Source organism: Pikeienuella piscinae (assembly GCF_011044155.1).
Taxonomy (GTDB): Bacteria; Pseudomonadota; Alphaproteobacteria; order Rhodobacterales; family Rhodobacteraceae; genus Pikeienuella; species Pikeienuella piscinae.
Genome location: NZ_CP049056.1, coordinates 2,245,544 through 2,268,122 on the forward strand (window position 1 = coordinate 2,245,544; position 22,579 = coordinate 2,268,122).

General features: G+C 65.7%; 25 protein-coding genes. 11 read left to right on the forward strand and 14 right to left on the reverse strand.

The features are described from left to right. Positions 1-75 precede the first annotated feature (75 nt). Positions 76-927 (reverse strand): DUF3800 domain-containing protein, encoded by an 852-nt coding sequence (locus tag G5B40_RS10820; RefSeq protein WP_165098396.1) that lies wholly within the window; start codon positions 925-927, stop codon positions 76-78. Positions 928-1,108: 181 nt separating this feature from the next. Further along, the gene (gene ubiA, locus G5B40_RS10825; protein ID WP_165098399.1) at positions 1,109-2,092 is read right to left on the reverse strand and encodes a 4-hydroxybenzoate octaprenyltransferase; all 984 of its coding nucleotides are present in this window, start codon (positions 2,090-2,092) and stop codon (positions 1,109-1,111) included. A 9-nt stretch (positions 2,093-2,101) separates the two neighbouring features. Between ubiA and G5B40_RS10830 the strand changes: the two genes are divergently transcribed. From G5B40_RS10830 to G5B40_RS10840, 3 genes are read left to right on the forward strand one after another with little or no spacing between them, the layout of a single operon-like run. Continuing rightward, positions 2,102-2,833, forward strand: a complete 732-nt coding sequence (locus tag G5B40_RS10830) for a 16S rRNA (uracil(1498)-N(3))-methyltransferase (RefSeq protein WP_165098402.1) — start codon at positions 2,102-2,104, stop codon at positions 2,831-2,833. After that, positions 2,830-3,372 carry a hypothetical protein gene (locus G5B40_RS10835; protein ID WP_165098405.1) on the forward strand — a complete coding sequence of 181 codons (543 nt, stop codon included), beginning with the start codon at positions 2,830-2,832 and terminating at the stop codon, positions 3,370-3,372. The genes G5B40_RS10830 and G5B40_RS10835 overlap by 4 nt, the downstream gene beginning before the upstream one ends. A 52-nt stretch (positions 3,373-3,424) precedes the next feature. Further along, a complete protein-coding gene (locus G5B40_RS10840) occupies positions 3,425-4,795 on the forward strand; it encodes a glutamate--cysteine ligase (RefSeq protein ID WP_165098408.1) in 1,371 nt (456 codons plus the stop codon). A gap of 249 nt (positions 4,796-5,044) precedes the next feature. Here G5B40_RS10840 and G5B40_RS10845 read toward each other — a convergent pair whose 3' ends face one another. From G5B40_RS10845 to G5B40_RS10865, 5 genes are all read right to left on the reverse strand, one after another. Then, positions 5,045-5,842: a ferredoxin--NADP reductase gene (locus G5B40_RS10845; protein WP_165098411.1), complete on the reverse strand. Its 798-nt coding sequence runs from the start codon at positions 5,840-5,842 to the stop codon at positions 5,045-5,047. 204 nt (positions 5,843-6,046) lie between these two features. Then, entirely contained in the window at positions 6,047-6,214 is a 168-nt protein-coding gene (rpmG, locus tag G5B40_RS10850) for a 50S ribosomal protein L33 (RefSeq protein WP_165098413.1), read from the reverse strand. Positions 6,215-6,322: 108 nt separating this feature from the next. Further along, positions 6,323-7,507, reverse strand: a complete 1,185-nt coding sequence (locus G5B40_RS10855; RefSeq protein ID WP_211907317.1) for an MFS transporter — start codon at positions 7,505-7,507, stop codon at positions 6,323-6,325. An 8-nt stretch (positions 7,508-7,515) separates the two neighbouring features. Beyond that, entirely contained in the window at positions 7,516-8,202 is a 687-nt protein-coding gene (locus G5B40_RS10860) for an NUDIX hydrolase (RefSeq protein ID WP_165098417.1), read from the reverse strand. A 72-nt stretch (positions 8,203-8,274) separates the two neighbouring features. Further along, complete coding sequence (locus tag G5B40_RS10865; protein ID WP_246209469.1) at positions 8,275-8,676, reverse strand: DUF983 domain-containing protein; 402 nt, start codon at positions 8,674-8,676, stop codon at positions 8,275-8,277. Positions 8,677-8,847: 171 nt separating this feature from the next. On the opposite strand from G5B40_RS10865, the gene G5B40_RS10870 reads away from it, so the two are divergent. Genes G5B40_RS10870 through G5B40_RS10885 form a run of 4 tightly spaced genes read left to right on the forward strand, consistent with a single transcriptional unit; the run spans position 8,848 to position 10,980 of the window. Beyond that, complete coding sequence (locus G5B40_RS10870; RefSeq protein ID WP_165098422.1) at positions 8,848-9,345, forward strand: CREC-EF hand family protein; 498 nt, start codon at positions 8,848-8,850, stop codon at positions 9,343-9,345. A 32-nt stretch (positions 9,346-9,377) separates the two neighbouring features. Next, on the forward strand, positions 9,378-9,968 hold the full coding sequence (locus G5B40_RS10875) for an RNA polymerase sigma factor (RefSeq protein WP_165098424.1): 591 nt from the start codon (positions 9,378-9,380) through the stop codon (positions 9,966-9,968). A 14-nt stretch (positions 9,969-9,982) separates the two neighbouring features. Further along, positions 9,983-10,492, forward strand: coding sequence for a hypothetical protein (locus G5B40_RS10880; RefSeq protein ID WP_165098426.1), 510 nt, complete (start codon positions 9,983-9,985; stop codon positions 10,490-10,492). Continuing rightward, entirely contained in the window at positions 10,489-10,980 is a 492-nt protein-coding gene (locus G5B40_RS10885; protein WP_165098428.1) for a periplasmic heavy metal sensor, read from the forward strand. Before G5B40_RS10880 ends, G5B40_RS10885 begins: the two co-directional genes overlap by 4 nt. Positions 10,981-11,006: 26 nt before the next feature. On the opposite strand, the gene G5B40_RS10890 is transcribed toward G5B40_RS10885, so the two are convergent. Both G5B40_RS10890 and G5B40_RS10895 read right to left on the reverse strand, forming a co-directional pair. Beyond that, on the reverse strand, positions 11,007-12,491 hold the full coding sequence (locus G5B40_RS10890; protein WP_165098430.1) for a diguanylate cyclase: 1,485 nt from the start codon (positions 12,489-12,491) through the stop codon (positions 11,007-11,009). A 48-nt stretch (positions 12,492-12,539) separates the two neighbouring features. Further along, positions 12,540-12,905: a response regulator gene (locus G5B40_RS10895; RefSeq protein WP_165098432.1), complete on the reverse strand. Its 366-nt coding sequence runs from the start codon at positions 12,903-12,905 to the stop codon at positions 12,540-12,542. A gap of 93 nt (positions 12,906-12,998) precedes the next feature. On the opposite strand from G5B40_RS10895, the gene G5B40_RS10900 reads away from it, so the two are divergent. The 4 genes from G5B40_RS10900 to rpoD all read left to right on the forward strand — a co-directional run bounded on the left by G5B40_RS10900 (position 12,999) and on the right by rpoD (position 18,133). Continuing rightward, the gene (locus G5B40_RS10900) at positions 12,999-13,277 is read left to right on the forward strand and encodes a DUF3572 domain-containing protein (protein ID WP_165098434.1); all 279 of its coding nucleotides are present in this window, start codon (positions 12,999-13,001) and stop codon (positions 13,275-13,277) included. A 3-nt stretch (positions 13,278-13,280) separates the two neighbouring features. Continuing rightward, positions 13,281-13,967 (forward strand): HAD family hydrolase, encoded by a 687-nt coding sequence (locus G5B40_RS10905; RefSeq protein ID WP_165098436.1) that lies wholly within the window; start codon positions 13,281-13,283, stop codon positions 13,965-13,967. Between the two features lie 42 nt (positions 13,968-14,009). After that, complete coding sequence (gene dnaG / locus G5B40_RS10910; RefSeq protein ID WP_165098438.1) at positions 14,010-15,983, forward strand: DNA primase; 1,974 nt, start codon at positions 14,010-14,012, stop codon at positions 15,981-15,983. A 74-nt stretch (positions 15,984-16,057) separates the two neighbouring features. Next, positions 16,058-18,133, forward strand: coding sequence for an RNA polymerase sigma factor RpoD (gene rpoD, locus G5B40_RS10915; protein ID WP_165098440.1), 2,076 nt, complete (start codon positions 16,058-16,060; stop codon positions 18,131-18,133). Positions 18,134-18,225: 92 nt separating this feature from the next. Here the strand turns inward: rpoD and G5B40_RS10920 are convergent, their stop codons facing one another. The 5 genes from G5B40_RS10920 to G5B40_RS10940 form a co-directional block, all read right to left on the reverse strand. After that, positions 18,226-18,645 (reverse strand): PACE efflux transporter, encoded by a 420-nt coding sequence (locus G5B40_RS10920; protein WP_165098442.1) that lies wholly within the window; start codon positions 18,643-18,645, stop codon positions 18,226-18,228. A 195-nt stretch (positions 18,646-18,840) separates the two neighbouring features. Then, positions 18,841-19,860: a phytanoyl-CoA dioxygenase family protein gene (locus tag G5B40_RS10925; RefSeq protein WP_165098444.1), complete on the reverse strand. Its 1,020-nt coding sequence runs from the start codon at positions 19,858-19,860 to the stop codon at positions 18,841-18,843. 101 nt (positions 19,861-19,961) lie between these two features. Next, positions 19,962-20,816 carry a 2-keto-4-pentenoate hydratase gene (locus tag G5B40_RS10930; protein WP_165098446.1) on the reverse strand — a complete coding sequence of 285 codons (855 nt, stop codon included), beginning with the start codon at positions 20,814-20,816 and terminating at the stop codon, positions 19,962-19,964. Between the two features lie 76 nt (positions 20,817-20,892). Continuing rightward, positions 20,893-21,117: a hypothetical protein gene (locus G5B40_RS10935; RefSeq protein ID WP_246209470.1), complete on the reverse strand. Its 225-nt coding sequence runs from the start codon at positions 21,115-21,117 to the stop codon at positions 20,893-20,895. Between the two features lie 2 nt (positions 21,118-21,119). Beyond that, positions 21,120-22,274 carry an aromatic ring-hydroxylating oxygenase subunit alpha gene (locus tag G5B40_RS10940; RefSeq protein WP_165098448.1) on the reverse strand — a complete coding sequence of 385 codons (1,155 nt, stop codon included), beginning with the start codon at positions 22,272-22,274 and terminating at the stop codon, positions 21,120-21,122. Between the last annotated feature and the right edge of the window lie 305 nt (positions 22,275-22,579).

The following is a 22,579-nucleotide window of genomic DNA, read 5'->3' on the forward strand; positions in this document are numbered from 1 at the left end:
GACGGCATGTTGGACGGCCACCCGATGGATGGTGGCCTACAGACAGCACGCAATTAGGGTCCGGGGCCCACGCGCCTAGATCGCGTATCCGTAATGTCTAAAGATGATCTCCTGATTGTCGGTCAGGGTCGCGGCGGAGGGAGGAGAGGGCTGTAATACCAGGCCGTAGTCGGCGATAAGTCCACGCTCAGCTGCCATCCTTGGTTCAAGAGCTTTGGCGGGCGCAGTGTCCCACTTTGCACTGAGGGTGTTGGCGGCTTGAAAGAAAGCGCTGGCAATTACGTCCGCCAGTTGCAACCCGGCGTTTTGCGTATGCGGAACATAATCCACCAGTCGGAAGCTGAGCACCTGGTGCTTTATCTCGCGCTTCGCAAGGAAGGTGGTTCCTGCGCTGCTCTGGTTCTTCAATACTTCCCAATATGCTGTCGTTTGACCGTAGGAGTGCCCGCCTCGCTCACTAAATACGACCCGTAGAAAGCGCGGCTCTCCATGCCGCTTGATCGCATCCAATAGGCAGAAATCAGTGACCCTCTCCATAAGGAGGCGAACGCAGTAGTTGTAAAACCACTGCTTGCCACCTCGCGTGGCGGCACGCTCATTTCGGTGCCCCCGCATGTTCTTTTTGTTAGAACATACGCAAAAGTCTCGGACAGGCATCTTTGCGAGCGTGTCGCATGCTGCACGCTTCTTTGTCGGGCTCAAATTTCGAAAATGGAGTGCCGGACCTTGCCTTGCGTTGATTTCATAGCGAACTTCCTTGACCCAATCGACAAGCTTCCGTTCATTTTCGGCTCGAATGAGCAATCCGCCAATTGTCAGCCATTCGCTTGCACCATTCTCGTCAATGGGAAGCACCCGATGAAGGCCATCATCGCCGGCCTCATCAATAAATAAGACGTAGTCATATATTTCTTCCGAAATGAGCATCGCGAATGGGAACTAAAAAGGGCTTAAAGAGTCAACTCCGCAGCTGCGCCGCCGTCGCGATCTAGACGGTCGCCTTCGTCGACACGATGCGGACTCTTAAACGCCCCAAATACGACTAATTCTGATTTTATCAATAAAATCAATGCTAAAATCCCCATAACCATGGTTATGGCCTCCTCCCTCAAACAAACCCCGCCGCCAGAAACCCAGCGAGCAGAATCAGCCCGGTGTCCCGGTTCCTCCGGAACAGCTTCAGGCAGGTTTCCACATCGTCGATATCGAGCCGCCAGAGCTGCCAGGCGAGATGGGCGCCATAGGCGGCGACGCCCGCCAGCGCGACGGCGAGCGACGGGCCGGATAGCGCCAGCACCGCCGCGAGACCGGCGCCGAGCGCCGCTAGCGCGGCGAAGCCGACGAGATATCTCCGCGTCCGCCCGCCGAAGAGCAACGCCGTCGATTTGACCCCGATCAGCGCGTCGTCCTCCTTGTCCTGATGGGCGTAGATCGTGTCGTAATGCAGCGTCCAGGCGATGCCGGCGAGATAGAGAATGACCGGCGCCGCCGACAGCCCGCCGGTATGCGCCGCCCACCCCATCAGCGCCCCCCAGTTGAAGGCGAGGCCGAGGAAGATCTGCGGCCAGTACGTCACCCGCTTCATGAAGGGGTAGATCGCCACCGGCAGCAGCGCGACGATGCCGAGCGTGATCGCGAAATCGTTGAAGGTCAGCAGAATCACGAGAGCGGCCAGCGCCTGCGCCACCATCCAGACCGCCGCGCCCCACGCCGTGACCTGCCCCGAAGGGATCGGGCGGGAGCGGGTGCGCTCGACGCTCCCGTCGATGTTCCGGTCGGTGATGTCGTTCCAGGTGCAGCCGGCGCCCCGCATCAGGAAAGCGCCGAGCCCCATGGCGAGAAACAGCCAGAAATCGTCGATGCGCCAGTCCGTCGCGGCGATGGCCAGCGCCAGAGACTGCCAGCAAGGCAGCAGCAGCAGCCACGTCCCGGCCGGCCGGTCGGCGCGCGACAACCGCAGCCAGGGCCGCAGCGGGCGCGGCGTGAACCGGTCGACCCAGTTCCGCGCCGTCGCGTCGGCGACGCGGCCGTCATTGGATGCGGAAACGGCGGTTTCAGTGTCGGGGCTGGCGCCAGGAAAATGATCGGTCATACTCGCCTCATGACACGAGACGCGCCGAAAATCAGGCTCTTTGTGGAAGGGGCGCTCGCCCCCGGCGCATCTGTCGCGCTCAATCGCGATCAGGCGCATTATCTCTCCAACGTCATGCGCCTCGCCCCGGGGGCCGAGGCGTCGCTTTTCAACGGAAAGGACGGCGAATGGCGCGCGCGGCTGGTCTCCGCCGGCCGGCGTGGGGGTGAAATGACGGCCAAAGAGCGGCTTCGCCCGCAGACAGAGCCGCCGGACCTCTGGCTGCTCTTCGCCCCGATCAAGAAGGCGCGGACGGATTTCATCGCCGAGAAGGCCGCCGAGATGGGCGCGCGCCGGCTCTGCCCGGTCTTCACCCGCTTCACCAACGCGGAAAGGGTGAACGAGGCCCGCCTCAGGGCGCATTGCATCGAGGCGGCGGAGCAATGCGGGCATCTCTCCGTTCCCGATGTCGCGCCGGCCGAACGGCTGGATCGCGCGCTCGACCGCTGGAACCCGGCGCGCCGGATCATGTTCTGCGACGAGACTTTGGCGGGCTCCGGCCCGGCGCTCGAGGGCGCCGCGCCCGGCCCCTGGGCGATCCTGATCGGCCCCGAGGGCGGTTTCGCGCCAGAGGAAGCTTCGCGGCTTCGCGCCCTGCCCTCCGCCCATCCCGTTGCGCTCGGCCCACGTATCCTCCGGGCGGACACCGCCGCCGTGGCGGCGATGACGCTCTGGCAGTCCGCGCTCGGCGACTGGCGATGAGTTTCATCCGCCCAAAGGTCGCCGCCGCCGCGCTGCGCTGGCGGGAGACCACGCTCTGGGCCGCGCTCACGCTCGCCGGTCTGTTCTGGCTCTACGGCCCCGGCGCCGTTCGCGCCGCACTCATGCTGCTCTGGGGCATGGTCGGGCTCTGGCTGACGCGCTCCGCACTCCTTTCTGCGCTGGCCGCCGCGCGGGCCGAGGCGCCGGGCGTGGTCTCGATCGACGAGAGGCGCATCAGCTATTTCGGGCCCTATGCGGGCGGCGTGCTCGCGCTTGACGAGATCGGCCGCATCGCGATCGGCGCGGAAGAAGGCGGCGCTGTCTGGCGGCTCTGGTCGCCTGAGTCCGCCGCGCCGCTGACGATCCCGGCCGCCGCGGAGGGCGCCGGCGGGTTGATCGACGCCTTCGCCGCCCTTCCCGGCTTCGCGCCAACCCGCGCGCTCAGCACGCTTCACGGGGCTCACGGTGAGTTGACGATCTGGCGCCGCGAGCCGGCGCCAACCTTCACCGCACTTGCCCACGGCGACGCCGCGGATTAACTCCGGTCACGTGGTCGGCGCGGTTCGGCCTGAAAATGAAGGAAGAAGCGCCATGTCCATCCCGCAGCAGGGCGGCGGCCCGATCGAGAATCTGGGCCAGCTCGCCGCCTATCTCGAAGCCGGGTCGAAGCCGAAATCCGAATGGCGGATCGGCACTGAGCACGAGAAATTCGGCTATTGCCTCGAAAGGCGCAAACCGCTCCCCTATGAGGGCGAATGTTCGATCCGCGCCATGCTTGAGGGGCTGCGGGACGGCTTCGGCTGGGCGCCGGTGGAGGAAGCCGGGAACATCATCGGCCTCGAAAAGGACGGCGCGAATGTCAGCCTCGAGCCGGGCGGGCAGCTTGAGCTTTCCGGCGCGCCGCTGGAGACGATCCATCAGACCTGCGACGAAGTGAACGAACATCTCGCCGAGGTCAAAAGCGTCGCCGACCGGATCGGCGCTGGCTTCATCGGCCTCGGCGCTTCGCCCGACTGGCGCGCCGACGAGATGCCGATGATGCCGAAGGGCCGCTACCGTCTGATGACGGATTACATGGGCCGGGTCGGCACGCACGGCACGCAGATGATGTACCGGACCTGCACGGTGCAGGTGAATCTCGACTTCGCCTCCGAGGCGGACATGGTGAAAAAGCTCCGCGTCGCGCTGGCGCTTCAGCCGGTCGCGACCGCGCTCTTCGCCAATTCGCCGTTTTTCGATGGCGAGAAGAACGGCCATCTGAGCTGGCGAAGCCGGGTCTGGCGCGGGCTCGACGACGCGCGCACCGGCATGCTGCCCTTCGTCTTCGAGGACGGGTTCGGATTCGAGCGTTATGTCGACTACGTGCTCGATGTGCCGATGTATTTCGTCTATCGTGATGGGAAATACATCGACGCGCTCGGCCAGTCCTTCCGCGATTTCCTGAATGGTCGGCTGCCGGCGCTGCCGGGCGAGATCCCGACGCTCTCGGATTTCGCCGATCATCTGACGACGATCTTTCCCGAAGCGCGGCTGAAGAAATTCATCGAGATGCGCGGCGCCGATGGCGGGCCCTGGCGGCGGATCTGCGCGCTTCCGGCTTTCTGGGTCGGGCTGATCTACGACGAGACCGCGCTCGACGCCGCCTGGGATATCGCCAAACGCTGGCGCGCGGAGGAGCGCGAAGCCTTCCGCGTCGATGTCTCGGTGAAGGGACTCAAGGCAGAGGTCGCCGGCCGGTCGGCGCTGGAGATCGCGAGAGAGACGCTGGCGATCTCCGAAGCCGGACTGAAGGCGCGGGCGCGCCAGGGAGCGGGTGGAATGTTATCGGACGAGACGCATTTCCTGAACGCGCTGAAGGACATCGCCGAGACCGGCGAGACCCCTGCGGAGGAATTGCTGCGTCGGTTCGACGGCGAATGGAACAAGGATTTCGCCGGGCTTTATCGCGATTGCAGTTACTGAGAACAAATCGCGCCTCCGCCATGACAGGCGGAAGCGCGATATACGCACTCACGGTCACTCTACTCACACGCACAAGGGAATGTGGGTCCCACCCCGTTTCGCCCCTTATCGGCGCCTTGCGGCCGCCCCATGGCCGCCGTCGCCTGATAACCTTTACGTAAAGGTAAATTTGGGCGAATCTACGACGCGGATGGCGCCGAGAGAAGGCGATTTTAGGATTATTTCGAGCCAGGACCGAGCCCGCTGGCGTCAGTCGACAAAAGCCCGCTCGACGACGAACTCGCCCGGTTTGTTGTTTGCGCCCTCGTTCAGCCCCGCCGCCTCGCAAAGCGCCTTGCAGTCGCGGAGCATGTCCATCGACCCGCAGATCATCACCCGGTCGGTTTCCGGATCGAGCGCGGGAACGCCGAGCCCAGCGAAGAGCGAGCCATCCTCAATCCGGGTGGTGATCCGACCCCTGGTCGGATAATCCTCCCGCGTCGTTGCGGGCACATGGATCAATTGTTCCGTCGCCATCTCACCCAGCAACTCGTTGGCCCTTGTCGCCGCCACGATGTCATGGCCGTAGGCCAGTTCGGCGACGTCGCGGCAGGTGTGGGTGAGGATGACGCTTTCGAATTTCTCATAGGTCTCGGGATCGCGAATCAACGAAACGAAAGGAGCGATGCCGGTGCCGGTCGAAAGCATGTAGAGGCGTTTTCCGGGCAACAGCGCGTCATTGACCAGCGTCCCGGTGGGCTTCTTCCGCATCAGCAGCCGTTCACCGGGGCGGATATGCTGAAGAACCGAGGTCAGCGGTCCATTCTCCACCTTGATCGAGAAGAATTCCAGCTCGTCGTCCCAGGACGGCGAGGCGATGGAATAGGCGCGGTAGAGCGGCTTGCCCTCAATCTCCAGCCCGATCATCACGAACTCGCCGGAACGGAACCGAAAGCTGGCGGGCCGCTCGGTGCGGAAGGCGAAGAGCCGGTCGGTGTAATGCGTCACCGAAAGCACGGTTTCGGCGAAAACGCCGGCGGGGGGCGCCTTGATCATGTCCTCGGGCATCCTCGGCCCCTCTCGCGACAATCCGATGTATCGCGCGCAACCTAATCGGCGCTCCGCTGATTGCAACAAGCCTGCGGCGTATTTTACTAGTAATACAGGAACGACGATTCTTTCACTTGTTCCTACTGTTGAAAATATCCGCTCCAGAAACGCGAAAGGGCGCCGTCCCCGGCGCCCTTCGATCGGATCGACCGGATCAAGCGCTTACTTGATCTTGCCTTCCTTGTACTCGACATGCTTGCGCGCGACCGGATCATATTTTCGCACCGCCATCTTCTCGGTCATGGTGCGGGAGTTCTTCTTGGTCACGTAGAAATGTCCGGTTCCGGCGGTGGAATTGAGCCGGATCTTGACGGTCGTCGGTTTCGCCATTTCATCTCTCCTTCGGCGCGCGGCGTTCGCCCGCCGCGCGGCGGGGGAATTTCGAGCGCCCTATCTACTCTCCGACGCACCCGAGTCAAGGGCTGCCGGGCGCCGCGATCAGATCCGCCGCGGCCGGAGCGCGAGGAGCGCGACATAGGCCGCAGAGGCGGCCGCCAGCAAAAAGAACATGCCGTGCGGCGGAACCATATCCATCGCCGCGCCCAGAAGCGGCGGCGCCAGAAGCGCGCCAAGCCCGTAGGCGGACATCAACGCCCCTGTGGCGCGCGCCAGTTCGGCCCCCGAATACCGCGAGCCAAGCTCATTGAGCGCGAATGTGTAGAGCCCGACGACGAGCCCGCCCCAGATCGCTGTGGTGACCCAAAGCGCCCAGGTCGAGCCGGCGAGCGCCGGGAAAAGCGCCGCGGCGGCGCATGAGACAAGCGCGCAAAAACCGAGGAGGCGACGCCGGTCCAGCCGGTCCCCGACCCAGCCCATCGGAATCTGCATCACCACATTGCCGGCGGCGATCAGAGCGACCAAGGTCAGCGCCGCCTGCTCGTCGACGCCTGTGCGCAGCGCCCAGACCGGGAAAAGGCCCATCGCGCCCATCTCGATCGTCCCGAAGAGGCTAACCGCCCAGAGAATCGCGGGATCGGCCCGGAAGAAGCGGAATACATCACCGAGAGAGGCGCCGTCGCCGGTCCCAGCCAGATTCGGCCGGTCGCGCCAGGCGAACAGAACCGGCGGCGCGGCGAGAAGCGAGATCGCGGCGCCGGCGACGAAGGGCGTGTAGCCCGCCGTGCCGATCAGTTTCAAAAGCGCCGGGCCGGCGAAAAAACCGATCGAAAGGAATACCCCGTAGACTCCGATCGCCAGCCCGCGCTTCCCGGGCGGTGCGGCGGAAACGATCCAGATTTCCGAACAGAAGAACAGCGCGACAGCGGCGAAACCGAAGACGAAGCGCAGGCCCATCCAGACCCAGATATTCGGGACGAGCGGAAAGATCAGCAGAAGCGACGCCATCACGGCAATTCCGAGCGCCATCAACCCCGGCAGCGAAACGCGCTGAAGCGCGAACGGAAGGGCGGCGCCGCCAAGCACGACCGCTACCGCCGCCGCCGCCGTGTTGAGCCCGATGGCGACGCCGGAGGCGCCCATCCGCTCCAGCAGGATCGAGAAAAGCGGCAGCGAGAGCGAGAGTCCGAACGCGAATATCGAGACCGCGGCGATGGCGGCGATCATTCCCCGCGCCCGCCCGGACGGAGCTTCCGGCGCAACCGGATCGCCGGTCGCCGGGGGCATCGCTTCCATCAGAGGTGGTCGAGGTGCGAACGCCCCTCATCATGATGGAAGAACGGCGTCGGACGCGGCATATCGGGCGCCTTCAACCGCGCCTCGACCTCGGACAGCACCACTTCGGTGATGAACGGCAGGTCAAGCGAGCGCGCATCGGCCAGCGTCAGCCAGCGCAGATGAGCGAGTTCACCGTCCGCGTTGCTGAGATCGTCAGGATCGCCGGCGATCAGCCCCGCGTCAGCCAGAAAGAACCGCGCATCGAACCGGCGCGAGCGCGCCGGCGGCGTGATCGCGCGGAAAATGAACCGGATCCCGGTGGTGGCCGGGCGAAGTCCTGAGGCGAAGAAGCCGCGCCAGTCACCCGCTGCGGACTTCGCCAGCGCCGCCGCTCCGGAGTCCGGGGAGCCGAGCGCAAGCCCTGTCTCCTCCCAGGTTTCGCGAAGCGCGGCGAGCGCGAGCGCGGCTGGCGTCACCGCCGGGTCGGCGCGGGCGCGCAGGCGCTCCTCATCCGCTTCATGCACGTCGAACCGGGGCGCCAGCGCGTGATCCGCGTCATCTACGGCACCGCCCGGAAACACGTATTTCGAGGGCATGAAGGCTGCGCCCGCCCCGCGCTGTCCCATCAGGACGCGCGGCCCGGCGGGGGTGTCGCGGATGAGGACAAGCGTCGCAGCGTGGCGAGGGGATTTGATCTCAGTCATGCGGCTGATAATCATCAGCCGGCGCGCGCTGTCCAGCGGCAAAAGAACGCGCGCCGACGGAGGGAGCCGCGGTCAGGACCCTGTATCGGGCAGCGCGGTTTCGAAACCGTGCATCCTGTTCGCCCATTGAAATGCGACGATGCCGCCCTTGACCCGCGGCAGCAGGACGATCACGAGGGTCAGCGCGACCACCGGCCAGATCACCGCATGCGACCAGTCCGGCAACACGTTGAGCTGGTAGGCGATGATCATCAGCGGCGCGACCAAGTGCCCGGTGACGAGAATTGTGAGCCAGCTTGGCGCATCGTCCGCACGATGATGATACAGCGCCTCGCCGCAGATGTCGCAATTGTCGCGCACTGCGAGATAACCGTCGAATAGCTGGCCGCCGCCGCAGCGCGGACAACGTCGCCGCCAGCCCTTGGCGAGGGCGGCGCCGAGCGGGCGAGGGGCGAGGTCGGAATGTTCGGGCATGTCTTTCATCCCGCAGAAATACGCTGCTTCGAAAATGCATTCGACGGCGCCATTTGTCTTGCGGCGCCATGTCGCTGTGGCGCCGAACCGACGCCTTGCGACGGAACCCGGGAGCGGCGGCGTAAGACCTCATGCAAGGGGCGCTGAAGCCCCTGGTGAATGGAGATCGAGATGAAGAAGACCGCGAAGACCCTTTCGAGCGCCGCCCTGATCGCAGCGACCGCCGCCGCCGCCTACGGAGTCGCTCTGGCCAATGACGGCGACCACGGGCGTCATGACCGCGCCGAACGGCGGGCGGAAATGATCGAGCGCATGTTCACGCGACTGGACGCCAACGAGGACGGCGCGATCGACATGGCCGAGGTGGAGGCGGCGCAGGCGGCTCGCTTCTCCGCTGTCGACACCGACGGCGACGGAATGATCTCGGCCGACGAAATGAAAGCCCATGCCGCCGAGCGCGCCGCGAAACGCGCCGAAACGCGGTTCGCGAAGCTTGACGCGAATGGCGACGGCGGCGTTGATCCGACAGAGATGGCGGCGAAGCGCAAAGGTCGCCACAAGGGCATGTTCGAGCGGATGGACGCCGATGGCGACGGCCGCGTGACCAAGGAGGAGGCGACCGCGGCGAAACAGCACCGCCATCACCATGGGAAACGCGACGCCGATTGATCGAAACGAATCGGAGAGGGCCGGAAGAGCACGTGCGGATGTCTTTCGACGGCGAACCCGACGAAACCGACGAGGCGCTTCTGGCCCGCTTCTCGGCCGGCGACCAATTGGCCGCGCGCGCGCTGACGATGCGGCTGACGCCGCGTGTTCTCGCGCTCGCCCGGCGGATGCTGAACGACGCTACGGAGGCGGAGGACGTGGCGCAGGAGGCGATGATGCGGCTCTGGCGGATCGCGCCGGATTGGAGGGACGGTGAGGCGAAACTTTCGACCTGGCTGCACCGGATCGCCGCCAATCTTTGCATCGACCGACTTAGGAAACGCCGCCGCAGTGGACCGCCGCTCGACGAGATCGAAGAACCCGCCGATCCGGCCCCGAGCGCCGTCGCGCATCTGGTCGCCGGAGATCGGGCGGCGGCGGTGAGCCGCGCGATCGCGAGATTGCCCGAACGACAACGAATCGCCGTCACGCTCCGGCATTTCGAGGACCGGGCGAACCCGGAGATCGCCGAAATGCTCGAAGTGAGCGTGGACGCGGTCGAGAGTCTCCTGATGAGGGGGCGACGGGCGCTGGCCCGTGATCTTGCGGCTTTGATCGCCGCGGAAGACGGTGGTGGGACATGAATGAGGATCGGAAGATGAACCTCGAGGAATTCGAAACCGCGCTCGCGCGCCATGGCGCTGCGTTTTCCGATTGGCCGGGCGCGGCGCGGGAAGCGGCCGAGGCGCTTCTCGCGACCTCGGGCGCGGCGCGGCGCGCGCATGAAGAAATGGCCGCGCTCGCCGCGGCGCTCAGCGCGGCCCGGGCCGCGCCGCCGGATGCGCCGGAAGCGCTGATCGAGCGGGTGATTACGGACGCCGCCGATGTGGCGGCGGAGCGGGCGCGCGGCGTGCAGCGGCGCGCGCGTCCATCGCCGCTCGACATCCTCGGGCGGGCGTTTTCGACGCCGCTGCTGCGCCCCGTCGTCGCCTGCGCCGCGTCGGCGGCCTTCGGCCTCTGGCTCGGCCAGACAGGGTTGATGGCCGGGGCGGCGGAGTCACTGATCGACATTGAGACGGGCGCCGGCGATCGCTACGCGTTCGATATCGGCGACGATGCGGGAGACCCCGTATACGCCTTCCTTTCCGACAGTGAGGTCTGGAGATGAACGACAATGGAGACAATGGAAACGCGCGTGTTTTCGGCCTGACCCCGCGCGCCGCGCGCTGGGGGCTGGGTCTTTCGCTGGCGGCCAATTTTCTGGTTCTCGGCCTCATCGGGGGTATGGCGCTGAAAATGGGCGACGACGGCCGGAAGGGGCCGCGTTTTCACTTTTCGGAACAGGTGGTCAACGCGGCCGGACCGGAGCGGCGCGACGCGGTCCGCGCTCTCGTCCAACAGCCGCGCGACCGCGAAGAGCAGCGCGCGGCCAAGCGCGCGCGCTGGGAAAGGATGGTCGATCTGATCGCGAAATCGCCGTTCGACGCCGGGGCGCTCAGCGCGGCGTTCGACGATTCAGACAAGCGGCGCGCCGCGTATCTCGAAGAGCGGAACGCAGCGATGGTCAAGGCGCTCGCGCTCCTGACCGATGACGAGCGCGCCGCGCTGGCGAGCGAGCTGAGATTTCACCTGGAAAGGCGCGCCGCGCGCGACTGACGCCGCACGCGCCGTCAGCCGCTTCCTCACGCCGCGTCGACGCGAACCCGATCCCGCCCCTCGCGCTTGGCCGCGCGGAGCGCAGCGTCAGCGCGCCACAAGAGCGCGGCCGGCCCCTCGTCATGCGGGCGCAGGCTGGCGACGCCAATCGAAACCGTGATCTGCGCCAGAGCGTCCCCCGCGACCGCGACTGGCGAACCTGAAACCGCCGCCCGCACCCGCTCCGCCGCCGCCAGCGCCTCGGTCTGCCGGGCGTTTTGCAGGATCACCGCGAATTCCTCGCCGCCAGTGCGCGCGACAAGATCTGCCCCTCGAACCCCAGCGCGAAGACGATGCGCGAAGGCGCGAAGCGCCTCATCTCCCGCCGCATGTCCGTGGGCGTCGTTGACATCCTTGAATCGGTCGAGGTCGAAGACAAGCGCTGCAAGCGGGGCGCCGGTCGACTCGGCTTTCGCGCAGAGCCGCGCGACATGCAGATCGAAATAGCGCCGATTATGGAGTCCCGTCAGCGGATCGATGGCGGCGAGACGCATGCCCCCTTCGAGCCCGGCGCGCAGCGCGTCGGCGCGCCGCTTGGCCCGCAGCCGCGCGCACAGGCGGGCGGCCAGTTCCAGAGGCGCGGCCTCCGATGGGGCGCTGTCGGTCGCGCCCGCTTCAAAGGCGGCGACGGCCCGGCGCGCACGCGCAGGCCCGCTCGACGTCCCGTTCCGGCGCCGAGCCGGCGCGCCGACCGGCGCATCCGTCAAAGGCGCGGCCGGGAGGGTGGGCCGACCGCCATGATGCCCCGAAAGATGGATAATCGCAGCGTCACGCGTCTCCGGCCGGGCGTGAAGGGCGGCGATGATGCCGACTGCATCCCCGAGTTCGGCAAAGCCGGCGCCGGCCGGCGCGTCGTATCCGTCGGCGACGATCACGGCGTCGTAGGACTCGGCCTCCACCATTCGCATCGCCGCGAAACCCGAGGGCGCGGGAGAGACCGCAACGCCGGTCAGTTCGACGACCGCGGCGGTGAGCGCTTCGGTTTCGACACTGGGCGGCGCAATGAGAAGAACCCGCGCGGCTGCGGGTTCGGCCTCGGCCCGCGTCGGCTCCAGGCCTAGATCGCGCGCCGTCTTCTGGCGGAGTTCGAGCTCGTCCGCGATGATCCGGGCGCGGATCAGCCGCCGCGCCCGGGCGATCAGCAACGCCGGTTCGCCCGAAGATGCGACCGGCCATTCGAGATGATCCTCCGCCCCGGCGTTGAGCGCGCCGGCCGCGCCCGCCGATCCCGGCTCGGAGATCGCTAATACCGGCGCCGCCAGCGCCGGATCGGCCGCGACCGCGCTCAGCCGCGCCGCGCCGGCGCAGCCCGGCGCGAAATCGCATAGAACCAGATCCGGCTGCGGGCCATCCGGCGGCCTGTCGCACGCCTCCGCCACGCCAACGACATCGAAATACGCCGCCTCCAGCGCCCCGCCGAGCGCGCCGCGCCGACGGGCGTCGCGGTCAATAACGAGAATGCGGCCCGACATCGGCGTTCCCTTCCGCAACTTTAATCATCGCATCGCCTTCTCGCCATCTCAGTGCATGTGCCGCCGAACCGAAGAGAGGAAGCCTTGCAGCGTGACCGGCTTCGTCAGGTAGTCGGCGCAACCGGTCGCCATGATCCGTTCCTCGTCGCCAGCCATCGCGCAGCCGGTGATCGCGATCACCGGGATCGCGCGCGTCGTCTCGTCGCGCTTGATCCTGCGGGTCGTCTCCAACCCGTCATTCTGGGCGAGGCGCATGTCCATCACGATCAGGTCGGGTCGCGTCGTCCGCGCCAGACCGGCGATATCGCCCTCACCGTTCGATGTTACCGTATCATAACCCTCTGCCGCGAGAAGATCGTTGAAAAGTCGGAGATTGAGAGCATTGTCTTCGACGATGAGAATCTTCTTCTGCATTCCGCATCTCCCACGCCGCATCCCGCGCGGCCACTATTTTTTACGACCCGATCCCTTAACGAAACCTTTTCGAATTGTGGAAAGATTGAGGCGTTGACGCGCGCGGCGGCGGAGATTCTGGCGCTGAAGGCGTTCGGTTGGATCGTGGCGGACGACGAACTCGCGGGTAGGTTTCTCGCGGCGAGCGGCGCAGATCCGGCGGCACTGCGCGAGCGGGCGGCGGACGCAGAGTTTCTCGGCTTCGTGCTGGATTTCCTGCTCGCGGACGAGACAGCGCTCCTTGCCTTCTGCGCTGCGAACGGGGAAAAGCCGGAAGCGCCGATGCGCGCCCGCGCCGCCCTGCCGGGCGGAGATCTGCCGAACTGGACCTGATCGATGACCGAACGCCCGAACTGGCGCGCCGAGGACCTTGAGGCGATACCACCCCGGGTTTTGGCCGAACTCGAATCGGCGGGGGTGGAGCCGGGCCGGCCGCTGATCGCCGTCGACGCCGACGAAGTGCTGGTGCATTTCGCCGAGCATTTCGCCGAATGGGTGATGGAAAAGGGATTCGAGTTCGAGCTGACCGAATATCGGCTCGACACCGCAATCCGCCGTGACGGCGAGGCTCTGAGCCGGGATGAGATATTTCCGCTGGTTTGGGGATTCGTCGAGTGCGAGACACGCCGACAGCGCCAGATCGACGGCGCCGCGGCGGCGCTCCGGCGGCTAGCCGGCGTCGCGCAGATCGTCGTCCTGACCAACGCGCCGGCGCAGGTCCGCGCGGACCGCGTCGCCAACCTCGCCGGGCTCGACATGCCGTTTCCGGTGGTGATGAACGAAGGCGGCAAGGGCCGCGCCCTGGACTGGCTTGCATCGCGCGCGAACGCCCCCGTAGCCTTCATCGACGACAGCGGCGACCAGCACGCCAGCGCCCGCAGGCACGCCGGAGATGTCGCGCGGCTGCATCTCGTCGGCTCGACAATGCTGAAACCGATCGTCGGTCCGGCGGAGACGGCCGATCATCATCCGCATGACTGGCGTGAAGCCGAGGACATGATCCGCCAGATCCTTGGCGGTTGAGTTCTCCTTGCTCTCGGGGCGACGCGCCGCGATATAGAGGCCATGTCTCTTCCACCCGGCTTCCTCGATGAGATTCGCGCCCGGGTCAGCCTCGCGGGGGTGATCGGGCGCAAGCTGAGTTGGGACCAGAAGAAGACGAACGCGGCGAAGGGCGACTATTGGGCCTGCTGCCCGTTCCACCAGGAAAAGACCTCCTCCTTCCATGTCGATGACCGGAAGGGCTTCTACTACTGCTTCGGCTGCCATGCGAAAGGCGACGCCTTCACCTTCCTGAAGGACGCCGAGAACATGGGCTTCATGGAGGCGGTGGAGACGCTGGCCCGCGACGCCGGGCTGGAGATGCCGGAACGCGACCCGCGCGAGGCGGCGCGACATGACAGGCGCGCCAGCCTCGTCGAAGTGATGGAACTGGCGGCGGCGTTCTTCCGGCTCCAGCTCCGCGCCGGCAGGGGACAGGAGGCGCGCGACTACATCCGCCGCCGCGGGCTCGCCGAGGCGACGGTCGAGCGGTTCGAGATCGGCTTCGCGCCCGATACCCGGAACGCGCTCCGAAACCATCTCGAGGGCAAGGGCGTCACGCTGAAGGCGATGGACGAAGCCGGGCTGGTGATCGTTCCCGAGGATGGCGGCGCGCCCTATGACCGGTTCCGCGGTCGGGTGATGTTTCCGATCCGGGACACGCGCGGGCGGTGCATCGCCTTCGGCGGCCGGGCGCTGAGCGCCGATGCGCGGGCGAAATACCTGAATTCGCCGGAGACCGCGCTCTTCGACAAGGGCCGGACGCTTTTCAATCATGGCCCGGCGCGCAGCGCGGCGGCGAAGCGCGGCGCGCTGGTGGTCGCCGAGGGCTACATGGACGTGATCGCGCTCGCCGAAGCCGGAATCGACCACGCCGTCGCGCCGCTCGGCACCGCGATTACCGAGGATCAACTCCGGCTGATGTGGCGCATCGCTGACGAGCCGGTGATCGCGCTCGACGGCGATCGGGCCGGGCTGAAGGCTGCGGAGCGGCTGATCGACCTCGCCCTGCCGCTGCTGGAGCCGGGGCGAAGCCTTCGTTTCGCGTTGATGCCGGAAGGACGCGATCCCGACGATCTGATCCGCGCCGAGGGGCCGGCGGCGATGAAGGCGGCGCTCGACCGCGCGCTGCCTATGGTCGAGCTCCTATGGCGGCGCGAGGTGGAGGGAGCCGTTCTCGACAGCCCAGAACGCTGGGCTGCGCTGGACAAGCGTTTACACACGGCGCTTGCGACCATCACTGATCAGAATCTTCGCAAACATTACCATCTCGCGCTCAAGGAACGGCGGAAGAAGCTAATCCTATCGTCGCAAGGAACTCGGAAAGATGCGAAGCCATTTTGGCGCGAGCAAACGTTGGGCGCGCGCGCCCCGTCATTCCGTACCGCTCCACCGACGCCAGAAGTGAAATCCTCCGCTCTTGTCCGCGCCACGGGCCGTGAAGGCGAAGCGCGCGGACGCGAAGCGGTGCTTCTTCTGACGCTGATCAGCCATCCCGCGCTCGCTGAGCGGCGGATCGAAGCGCTGGAGGATATCGAATTCCTCTGTTCCGACCTTGAAACTTTGCGGCGCGCGCTCATATCCGCCTGCGAGGGCCATAACGCCGCCGAAGACAGCTCCGCATGGCTTGAAATGATCGAGCGCGAGATCGGAGAATCCCCACTGGGGCGCCTCATGGCCATTCCGCAGGCGCGCGAAACCGGATTCGCCGCCGAAGACGCGGGCGAAGATGTCGCCGAGCATGGATTCGAGGAAACTCTCGCCCGTCATCGCGCCGTTCTGGCGCTGGCGCGAGAGATCGCCGAGGCGGAGATCGAGATGACGCAGGGCGCCGGAGAAGATCTCGACAGGCGGCTCGAAACCGTTTCGCTGCGACACTTCCGGGAAGCCGCGCCCGCGCTGCCGGAAAGCGACGACGACGAATCGCACCTCGCCGCAAGGCTGGCGCGGGCGTCCGAATCGAAGATATGGATAAAGCCCAAGGGGCGGCGCGGTTGACGAATCAGTGATTCGCTGTTGATTCGCCCCTTTCCCGCGCGAACGCGCGCGGGAAATACAGAACGGAGACGCTGATGGCCGCCAAAGACGTCGAGGAAAGCCCCGCCGAGGAACAGCGCGAGACGCCCGGTCCGATGCTCGACATGAGCCAGGCCGCAGTCAAGAAGATGATCGGCCAGGCCAAAGCCCGCGGCTATATCACTTATGACGAGCTGAACGCGGTTCTACCCCAGGATCAGGTCTCCTCCGAGCAGATCGAGGACGTGATGTCGCTTCTCTCCGAGATGGGGGTCAACGTCGTCGAGGCGGAAGAGAGCGCCGACAGCGAGGACGACAAGAAGAAGGAAGAGGAGAAGAAGGAGAGCCGAGAGGTCGCGACCAGCGGGACCGAGACGGCGACCCTCGACCGCACCGACGACCCCGTGCGCATGTATCTGCGGGAAATGGGCACGGTCGAGCTTCTGTCGCGCGAAGGCGAGATCGCCATCGCCAAACGGATCGAGGCCGGGCGCTCCACGATGATTTCCGGGCTGTGCGAAAGCCCGCGCACCTTCCGCGCGATCACTGTCTGGCTCGAGGAGCTGGAAGAAGAGCGGATTATGCTCCGCGACGTGATCGACCTTGAAACCACGTTCGGTCGCTCGCTGGCCGAGGGCGAAGATGACGAGGTCGTCATCGCCGCGAGGGCCGCCGCCGCCGCCGCAGCCGCGCCCGCCGCCGACGAAACCGCGAAACCCGCCGAAGGCGTGGCGACGGCCGCCACCGAGCCGCCGGCGAACGCAGACGGGAAACCTGAGGACGCGAAGACCGGGGACGGCGAGACCGCATCGACCGATTCCGCCGCAGCCGACGACGATGATGACGAGGACGAGCAGACCAATCTCTCGCTCTCTGCGATGGAGGCGGCGCTGAAGCCGCAGGTGCTGGAGACGCTGCGTTCGATCTCGGCCGATTACGGCAAGCTGCAGAAGATGCAGGAGAGCCGGATCTCCGCCGCGCTGAACGAGGAGCAGAGCTTTTCCTCCAGTCAGGAGCGGGCCTATCAGAAGCTGCGCAGTCAGATCGTCGACGAGGTGAACTCGCTTCATCTGCACAACAACCGCATCGAGACGCTGATCGACGAGCTCTATGGCATCAACCGCCGGCTGCTGACGCTGGAGAGCGGCATCGTCAAGTTCGCCGACCTGCATCGCGTGAATCGGCGCGACTTCATCAACGAATATCGGGGCTCCGAGCTGGACCCCGGCTGGCTCGACCGCGTCGCCACGCTCAAGGGCAAGGGCTGGGCGTCGATGGTCGAGAAGGACCGAGAACGGATCGAGGCGACCCGCGCCGAGATCGGCGAGATCGGCCAATCGGTCGGCGTCGACATCACCGAGTTCCGCCGTATCGTCCAGACCGTGCAGAAGGGCGAAAAGGAAGCCCGGATCGCGAAGAAGGAGATGGTCGAGGCCAATCTCCGGCTGGTTATCTCGATCGCCAAGAAATACACCAATCGCGGCTTGCAGTTCCTCGACCTGATCCAGGAGGGGAACATCGGTCTGATGAAGGCGGTCGACAAGTTCGAGTATCGCCGCGGCTACAAGTTCTCCACCTATGCGACATGGTGGATCAGGCAGGCGATCACCCGCTCCATCGCCGACCAGGCGCGCACCATCCGCATCCCGGTCCACATGATCGAAACGATCAACAAGCTGGTCCGCACCGGCCGGCAGATGCTGCACGAGATCGGCCGCGAACCGACGCCGGAGGAACTGGCGGCAAAACTGCAGATGCCGCTCGAAAAAGTCCGCAAGGTGATGAAAATCGCCAAGGAGCCGATTTCGCTGGAGACGCCGATCGGCGACGAGGAGGATTCCCAGCTCGGTGATTTCATCGAGGACAAGAACGCCGTCCTCCCGCTCGAAGCGGCGATTCAGGGTAACCTGAAGGACACCACGACGCGGGTTCTGGCCTCCCTCACGCCGCGCGAAGAGCGGGTTCTGCGGATGCGCTTCGGCATCGGCATGAACACCGATCATACGCTCGAAGAGGTCGGCCAGCAGTTCTCGGTGACACGGGAGAGGATCAGACAGATCGAGGCGAAAGCGCTCAGAAAACTGAAGCACCCATCGCGGAGCCGCAAGCTCCGGTCGTTCCTGGAGGGCTAGACAGGGGTCGCGCGGCCATAGGTAAAGGCCGCGCCCCGCCGCGGCACTTGTCGCGCCGGCGGCTCCCGGGCTCTCGGTGAGCGCGGACCAGGCTACGCATCTTCGAGGAGCGGAAAAACCCGATCATAGGCCCAGTTGAATACGAAAGTGTAGATCAGGTAGAAAACGACGAAGGCCAGATCCATCAGGAACGCCCGCCAGAGGCCGATCCCGAGATACAGCGCGATGAAGGGCAGCGTCGCAAGCAGCAATCCGCCCTCAAACAGCACCGCATGCAGGACGCGCGCCGGCGCCGTCTTGTGGACCGTGCCGCGCCATCGCTTCATCGCCTGATCGAAGATAATGTTGTAGATATAGTTCCATAACGTCGCGGCGGTCGCCGCGGCGATGGAGACCACGCCGATATCCGCGGCCGGCATCCCGAATCCCATCGCCCCGAGCGGGATGACGAGAAGAAGGCCGATGATCTCGAAGCTGACCGCGTGACGGATACGGTCGGAGGTGGTTCGCATGGGACTCCCCGTCCATTGACCGGGTCGTCCCAGAAAAATGCGCCCTGATGGGTGAGGTCGTCCTCACAGTCACCAATATAGGTATCGCCCGCCGTCTGTCCATGCGACGCCCGTTGTCTGGGTGGCCGGCGGTCGCGGCGTCATTTCAGCGTGAGCGATTGTTTCCGGGTCAGGCCGACGACGCCGCGCTTCCATTCAGATCGCCGCCGGCGCGTCGGCCATCACCTCGCCGACATCCTTCCAGATCGTCGGTTTGTTCCAATAGTCGAGCCAAGCGAAATAAATGTCCATCTGACGGCCCTTCACGCCCGGCAGCGCCTGGATGTCGAGTCCGTTCCACGGAGTGAATGGATTGCGACGCATGTGGCCGTGAACCTCCACCCGCGTCGTCGGCTTTGATGAGGGCGTGCGCGCGTGAAAGCCGTATGTGTCTGCAATCACCAGCGTGTTGGCCTTCACGGGAACCGGTTGCGGCGGCCGGTACCCAAAGCGCTCCATCTCGTCGGCGCCGACGCGGAAAGAACCGAATGAGTGATGCGCACGCTTCGCCTCCTTCGCGGTCAGGCTCTGCTCATATTCCCATTTCAACCGTTCCGGCGTCAGCTTGTGCGAGCCGGGGGCGAACATGAACGGGCCGTCCTCCAACGTCACGTCATGCAGGAAGAGCCAGAATTTCGACGTCGAATGGAACGTGTCGGCGTGGAGCGCCGTCTGCGGGTCTGCGGGACCGCGCTGCGGCTCGGCGATCACCGTCTGGATGAAATGAATCGGCGCCCCGGTCCGCCCGGCGACATAGCCGGCGAGACGGTTGAGCGCTCGGTCATGCGCGACGCGCACGGTCTCCGGCGCGCGTCGTTTCGCGGCGTGTGTGAGCGGAATCATCCGCGTCACGGTCTGGCCCTGGCGCATCTCCCGCGCCGGGTGGCTTTGCCCGAACACCTCGGCGCGCACGCGGTCGAAGACATCGGGGGGGAGATAATTCTCCTTGATCACGAACCCATCGCGGTCATAGGCGGCGCGGTCCTCCGCCGGGATGTCGCGAAGCATCGAGCGGCGAAAGCGCGCCATGCGCTCCGCCGCGCGGACGCGGGCCCGGTGCAGGCCCAACTCGTTCAGCCTGCGGCTGCCGAGTATCGGGTTCGCAAGAAAGGACTTTTCGGCGCCGAAAACGCCGGCGGCCCAGCCCACGGCGTGAATCGGGGTCATGATCTTCATACGCGCCTCGAAGCGAAGGGGTCTCGCGCCAATCTATGCGTGAAGCTCCCGCTTCTCAACGGCCAGCCGCGGGAGGGAGCGCCTCGTCCGCAATTCGTCCGCTACTCGAACGAGGCGCTGATGCTCGGCGTTCCCGGCAGACCCTCATAGGTCAGAGTGACTTTCATGCCCGGCTTCATCGGATGGAGCGGCCCAATCGAACCGACCGAGACAAGCGAGCCCGCCTCCAGCTTCAGCCCCTGCCGGCGAAGCACGTCCGCGACCCAGATCACCGCGTTGAGCGGATTGCCGAGCACCGCCTCGCCCGGCGCTTCGGAAAGCGTCTCCCCTCCGGCTTCGGTCAGGCGGGCCTTCATGTCGGCGAGCATGGCGACGCCGCCCTCGCCTTCCGGTATCTTGATCAGCGGGCCGAGAACACCTTTCCACGCCCCGACATTGATCGAAGTGATCGCCGCGCCGTCGAGCTTCGAATCGGCGTCCACGACGAGCGCCGGAAGCTCTAGAAATGGCCGCACGCCACGGATATGCGCCAGCGCCTCCTCCGGCGTTCCGGCGTCCATCACCCCCTCGTCGGCGATCTCGACCACGAGATCGGCTTCGAAGAGCGGGCGCACGGCCTCGGCGGAGCGCACCACGGCGCCGTCCTCGAGCATCATGTCGCGAAGGAGCGTGCCGATCACCGGCTCGGTGACGCCGAAAGCCTCCTGCGCCTTTGTCGAGGTCAGACCGGCCTTCCAGCCGACCACCGGCCCGAGATCGGCGGAGAGTTTCTCGGCGACCATGCGCCCGGCGCAGAGACCGTCCTCAAGCGCGCCGCCGGCGGCCACGGGCGGCGGCGTCGGCTCGGCGGCCGCGCGCGCGGCGAGGAAGGTGTCGATTGTTTCCGCGTCCGGGCATGCGGCCATGGCGGGCGTCACGAGCGTCATGAGAGCGAGGGCGGCGAAGATGGTTCTCATCGAAATTTCCTCTTGAACGTGCGCTGTCGCGACAAGTTTAACCCTGAGTGTGAAGAGTTCCAGATATTCTGATCGCTTAAAGCCCGCCAAGCGCGCGAAGGCGGCGCTCCAGTTCCTCGACGCGGGCGTCATCCCCGGCGACGAGGGCGAAAACCCACGCATGCGTCAACTGGAAGCGCCGCGCGCCAGGGTCGTCGCTGAATACTGCGGCGGCCTTCATGTGCAGCGTGGAGAGGCGCGCCGCCGCGCTCGTGTCGCCATGGAGACGGGTCAATTCCGCGTCGAGCGTCGCCGCGCGCATCGTCAGGCCGCCAGTCGCGCCGCCACCCAAGCGTGAAAGGCGTGGGTCGGGCTGTCCATCACCGCCGAGAAGACCCCGCCGCGGAAGCCCGGCGCGCCACGTCCGCGTTGCATCCCCTCGGTGACGAACACGTCCTCCGACAGCACGGTCTTCCAGCGCGCGGCGTTCTCGACCCGCATGGCGTGATACTCGGGCGCGCGCGCCGCCTCCTCGGTGGTGTAGTAAATCTCGATCCGCTCGACGGTGCGGTCATACGCCTTGGGGTCGAGATGCGCAGCCCAGACATGGTCGCGGTGCACCGAGAAGAACGTGTTCGGATAGAAGCACGGATACTCGGCCGAACGTTCCCACCGCGCCGGCAGGCCGGGGAAATCGGGGAAGGCTTTCGGCCCGTAATCGGGGTTGTAGACCCGCGTGCCCTGACCCGAAAATCCGCCCCGCTCCTCCAGATGGTAGTGGTCCTCGAGCTTCGAGTAGGCGTTGAGACCGGGATGCACCCAGGGGAGGTGATAACTCTCCGCGTTATTCTCCAGAATCAACTTCCAGTTGGTCTTCAGGTCAAAGGAGAACCCGCTTTCCCCCCCGCCGTGGAAGATGGGCCGGTCAACGAAATCGGCGAGTTGCGCCCGGAGCCCGGCCGACCAGTCGTTGAAATCCGGGGCCTTGCCGTCGAGATTGACGAAAATGACATCCAGCAACATCGCCGAGCGCAGCTCGCTTAGCCCCGTCGTCTCCGGATTCACCGATTCGTGCGTGTTGATTCCCGGCCCGCCGACATGCGGAGTCGCCCTGAGGCGTCCGTCGAGACTGTAACACCAAGAATGGTAGGGGCAGCGGATCACGCCGCCGAAATTGCGTTTCTTCTCCACGAGAATCATGCCGCGATGGCGGCAGACATTCTCGAAAACGCGGACCGCGCCGGACCTGTCGCGAACCATCAGGAGCGGAACGCCGAGATAGTCGATCGGCGCCGCATCGCCGGCCTCCGGAATGTCGGCGCCGAAGCCGATGGAGGCCCAGCCGGAATGGAAAATCTTCTCGCGCTCCAGCGCCAGCGCCTCCGCGCTGGAGTAGAGCGCGCTTGGCAGCCCTCTGGCATCGGCGACGGGCTGCATGACGGCGGCGAGATCGGCGACGAAAGCTGGGGACGACAACATGGCCTGGCTCCTCGAATCCTTTCTCCTCTATCGCCGGGCGCAAATCAGGCGGCGCGCTTCTTCGCGACATGGCGCGACGGGATTTCGACGCAGTGCACCGCCGCACCCATCCGCGTGAACTCCATCTTAACCTTGCGTTCCTAATTCGTTCACTAGCTGTGGTGTTTGAGACTCCGTCAAGCCCAAAATATAGCGCGCATGTCGAATAAATCCGTTGACCCTGAGGGCCCTCTCAACCAGAGTTTGTGTCCCGGCGCGAGAAAGCCACCGCATCTGGTGATGTAGCGGACCGGGAATTTAATGAG

Excerpts from the sequence above, each read along its gene's own strand:
- G5B40_RS10905 (WP_165098436.1), top strand. The coding sequence starts at position 13,281 with ATGACCGAACGCCCGAACTGGCGCGCCGAGGACCTTGAGGCGATACCA.
- G5B40_RS10855 (WP_211907317.1), bottom strand. The coding sequence starts at position 7,507 with ATGCCCCCGGCGACCGGCGATCCGGTTGCGCCGGAAGCTCCGTCCGGG.
- ubiA (WP_165098399.1), bottom strand. The coding sequence starts at position 2,092 with ATGACCGATCATTTTCCTGGCGCCAGCCCCGACACTGAAACCGCCGTT.
- G5B40_RS10820 (WP_165098396.1), bottom strand. The coding sequence starts at position 927 with ATGCTCATTTCGGAAGAAATATATGACTACGTCTTATTTATTGATGAG.
- G5B40_RS10870 (WP_165098422.1), top strand. The coding sequence starts at position 8,848 with ATGAAGAAGACCGCGAAGACCCTTTCGAGCGCCGCCCTGATCGCAGCG.
- G5B40_RS10930 (WP_165098446.1), bottom strand. The coding sequence starts at position 20,816 with ATGAGAACCATCTTCGCCGCCCTCGCTCTCATGACGCTCGTGACGCCC.
- G5B40_RS10830 (WP_165098402.1), top strand. The coding sequence starts at position 2,102 with ATGACACGAGACGCGCCGAAAATCAGGCTCTTTGTGGAAGGGGCGCTC.
- rpoD (WP_165098440.1), top strand. The coding sequence starts at position 16,058 with ATGGCCGCCAAAGACGTCGAGGAAAGCCCCGCCGAGGAACAGCGCGAG.
- G5B40_RS10885 (WP_165098428.1), top strand. The coding sequence starts at position 10,489 with ATGAACGACAATGGAGACAATGGAAACGCGCGTGTTTTCGGCCTGACC.
- G5B40_RS10845 (WP_165098411.1), bottom strand. The coding sequence starts at position 5,842 with ATGCCCGAGGACATGATCAAGGCGCCCCCCGCCGGCGTTTTCGCCGAA.
- G5B40_RS10865 (WP_246209469.1), bottom strand. The coding sequence starts at position 8,676 with ATGCCCGAACATTCCGACCTCGCCCCTCGCCCGCTCGGCGCCGCCCTC.
- G5B40_RS10940 (WP_165098448.1), bottom strand. The coding sequence starts at position 22,274 with ATGTTGTCGTCCCCAGCTTTCGTCGCCGATCTCGCCGCCGTCATGCAG.
- G5B40_RS10840 (WP_165098408.1), top strand. The coding sequence starts at position 3,425 with ATGTCCATCCCGCAGCAGGGCGGCGGCCCGATCGAGAATCTGGGCCAG.
- dnaG (WP_165098438.1), top strand. The coding sequence starts at position 14,010 with ATGTCTCTTCCACCCGGCTTCCTCGATGAGATTCGCGCCCGGGTCAGC.
- G5B40_RS10920 (WP_165098442.1), bottom strand. The coding sequence starts at position 18,645 with ATGCGAACCACCTCCGACCGTATCCGTCACGCGGTCAGCTTCGAGATC.
- G5B40_RS10860 (WP_165098417.1), bottom strand. The coding sequence starts at position 8,202 with ATGACTGAGATCAAATCCCCTCGCCACGCTGCGACGCTTGTCCTCATC.
- rpmG (WP_165098413.1), bottom strand. The coding sequence starts at position 6,214 with ATGGCGAAACCGACGACCGTCAAGATCCGGCTCAATTCCACCGCCGGA.
- G5B40_RS10895 (WP_165098432.1), bottom strand. The coding sequence starts at position 12,905 with ATGCAGAAGAAGATTCTCATCGTCGAAGACAATGCTCTCAATCTCCGA.
- G5B40_RS10835 (WP_165098405.1), top strand. The coding sequence starts at position 2,830 with ATGAGTTTCATCCGCCCAAAGGTCGCCGCCGCCGCGCTGCGCTGGCGG.
- G5B40_RS10925 (WP_165098444.1), bottom strand. The coding sequence starts at position 19,860 with ATGAAGATCATGACCCCGATTCACGCCGTGGGCTGGGCCGCCGGCGTT.
- G5B40_RS10935 (WP_246209470.1), bottom strand. The coding sequence starts at position 21,117 with ATGCGCGCGGCGACGCTCGACGCGGAATTGACCCGTCTCCATGGCGAC.
- G5B40_RS10890 (WP_165098430.1), bottom strand. The coding sequence starts at position 12,491 with ATGTCGGGCCGCATTCTCGTTATTGACCGCGACGCCCGTCGGCGCGGC.
- G5B40_RS10880 (WP_165098426.1), top strand. The coding sequence starts at position 9,983 with ATGAACCTCGAGGAATTCGAAACCGCGCTCGCGCGCCATGGCGCTGCG.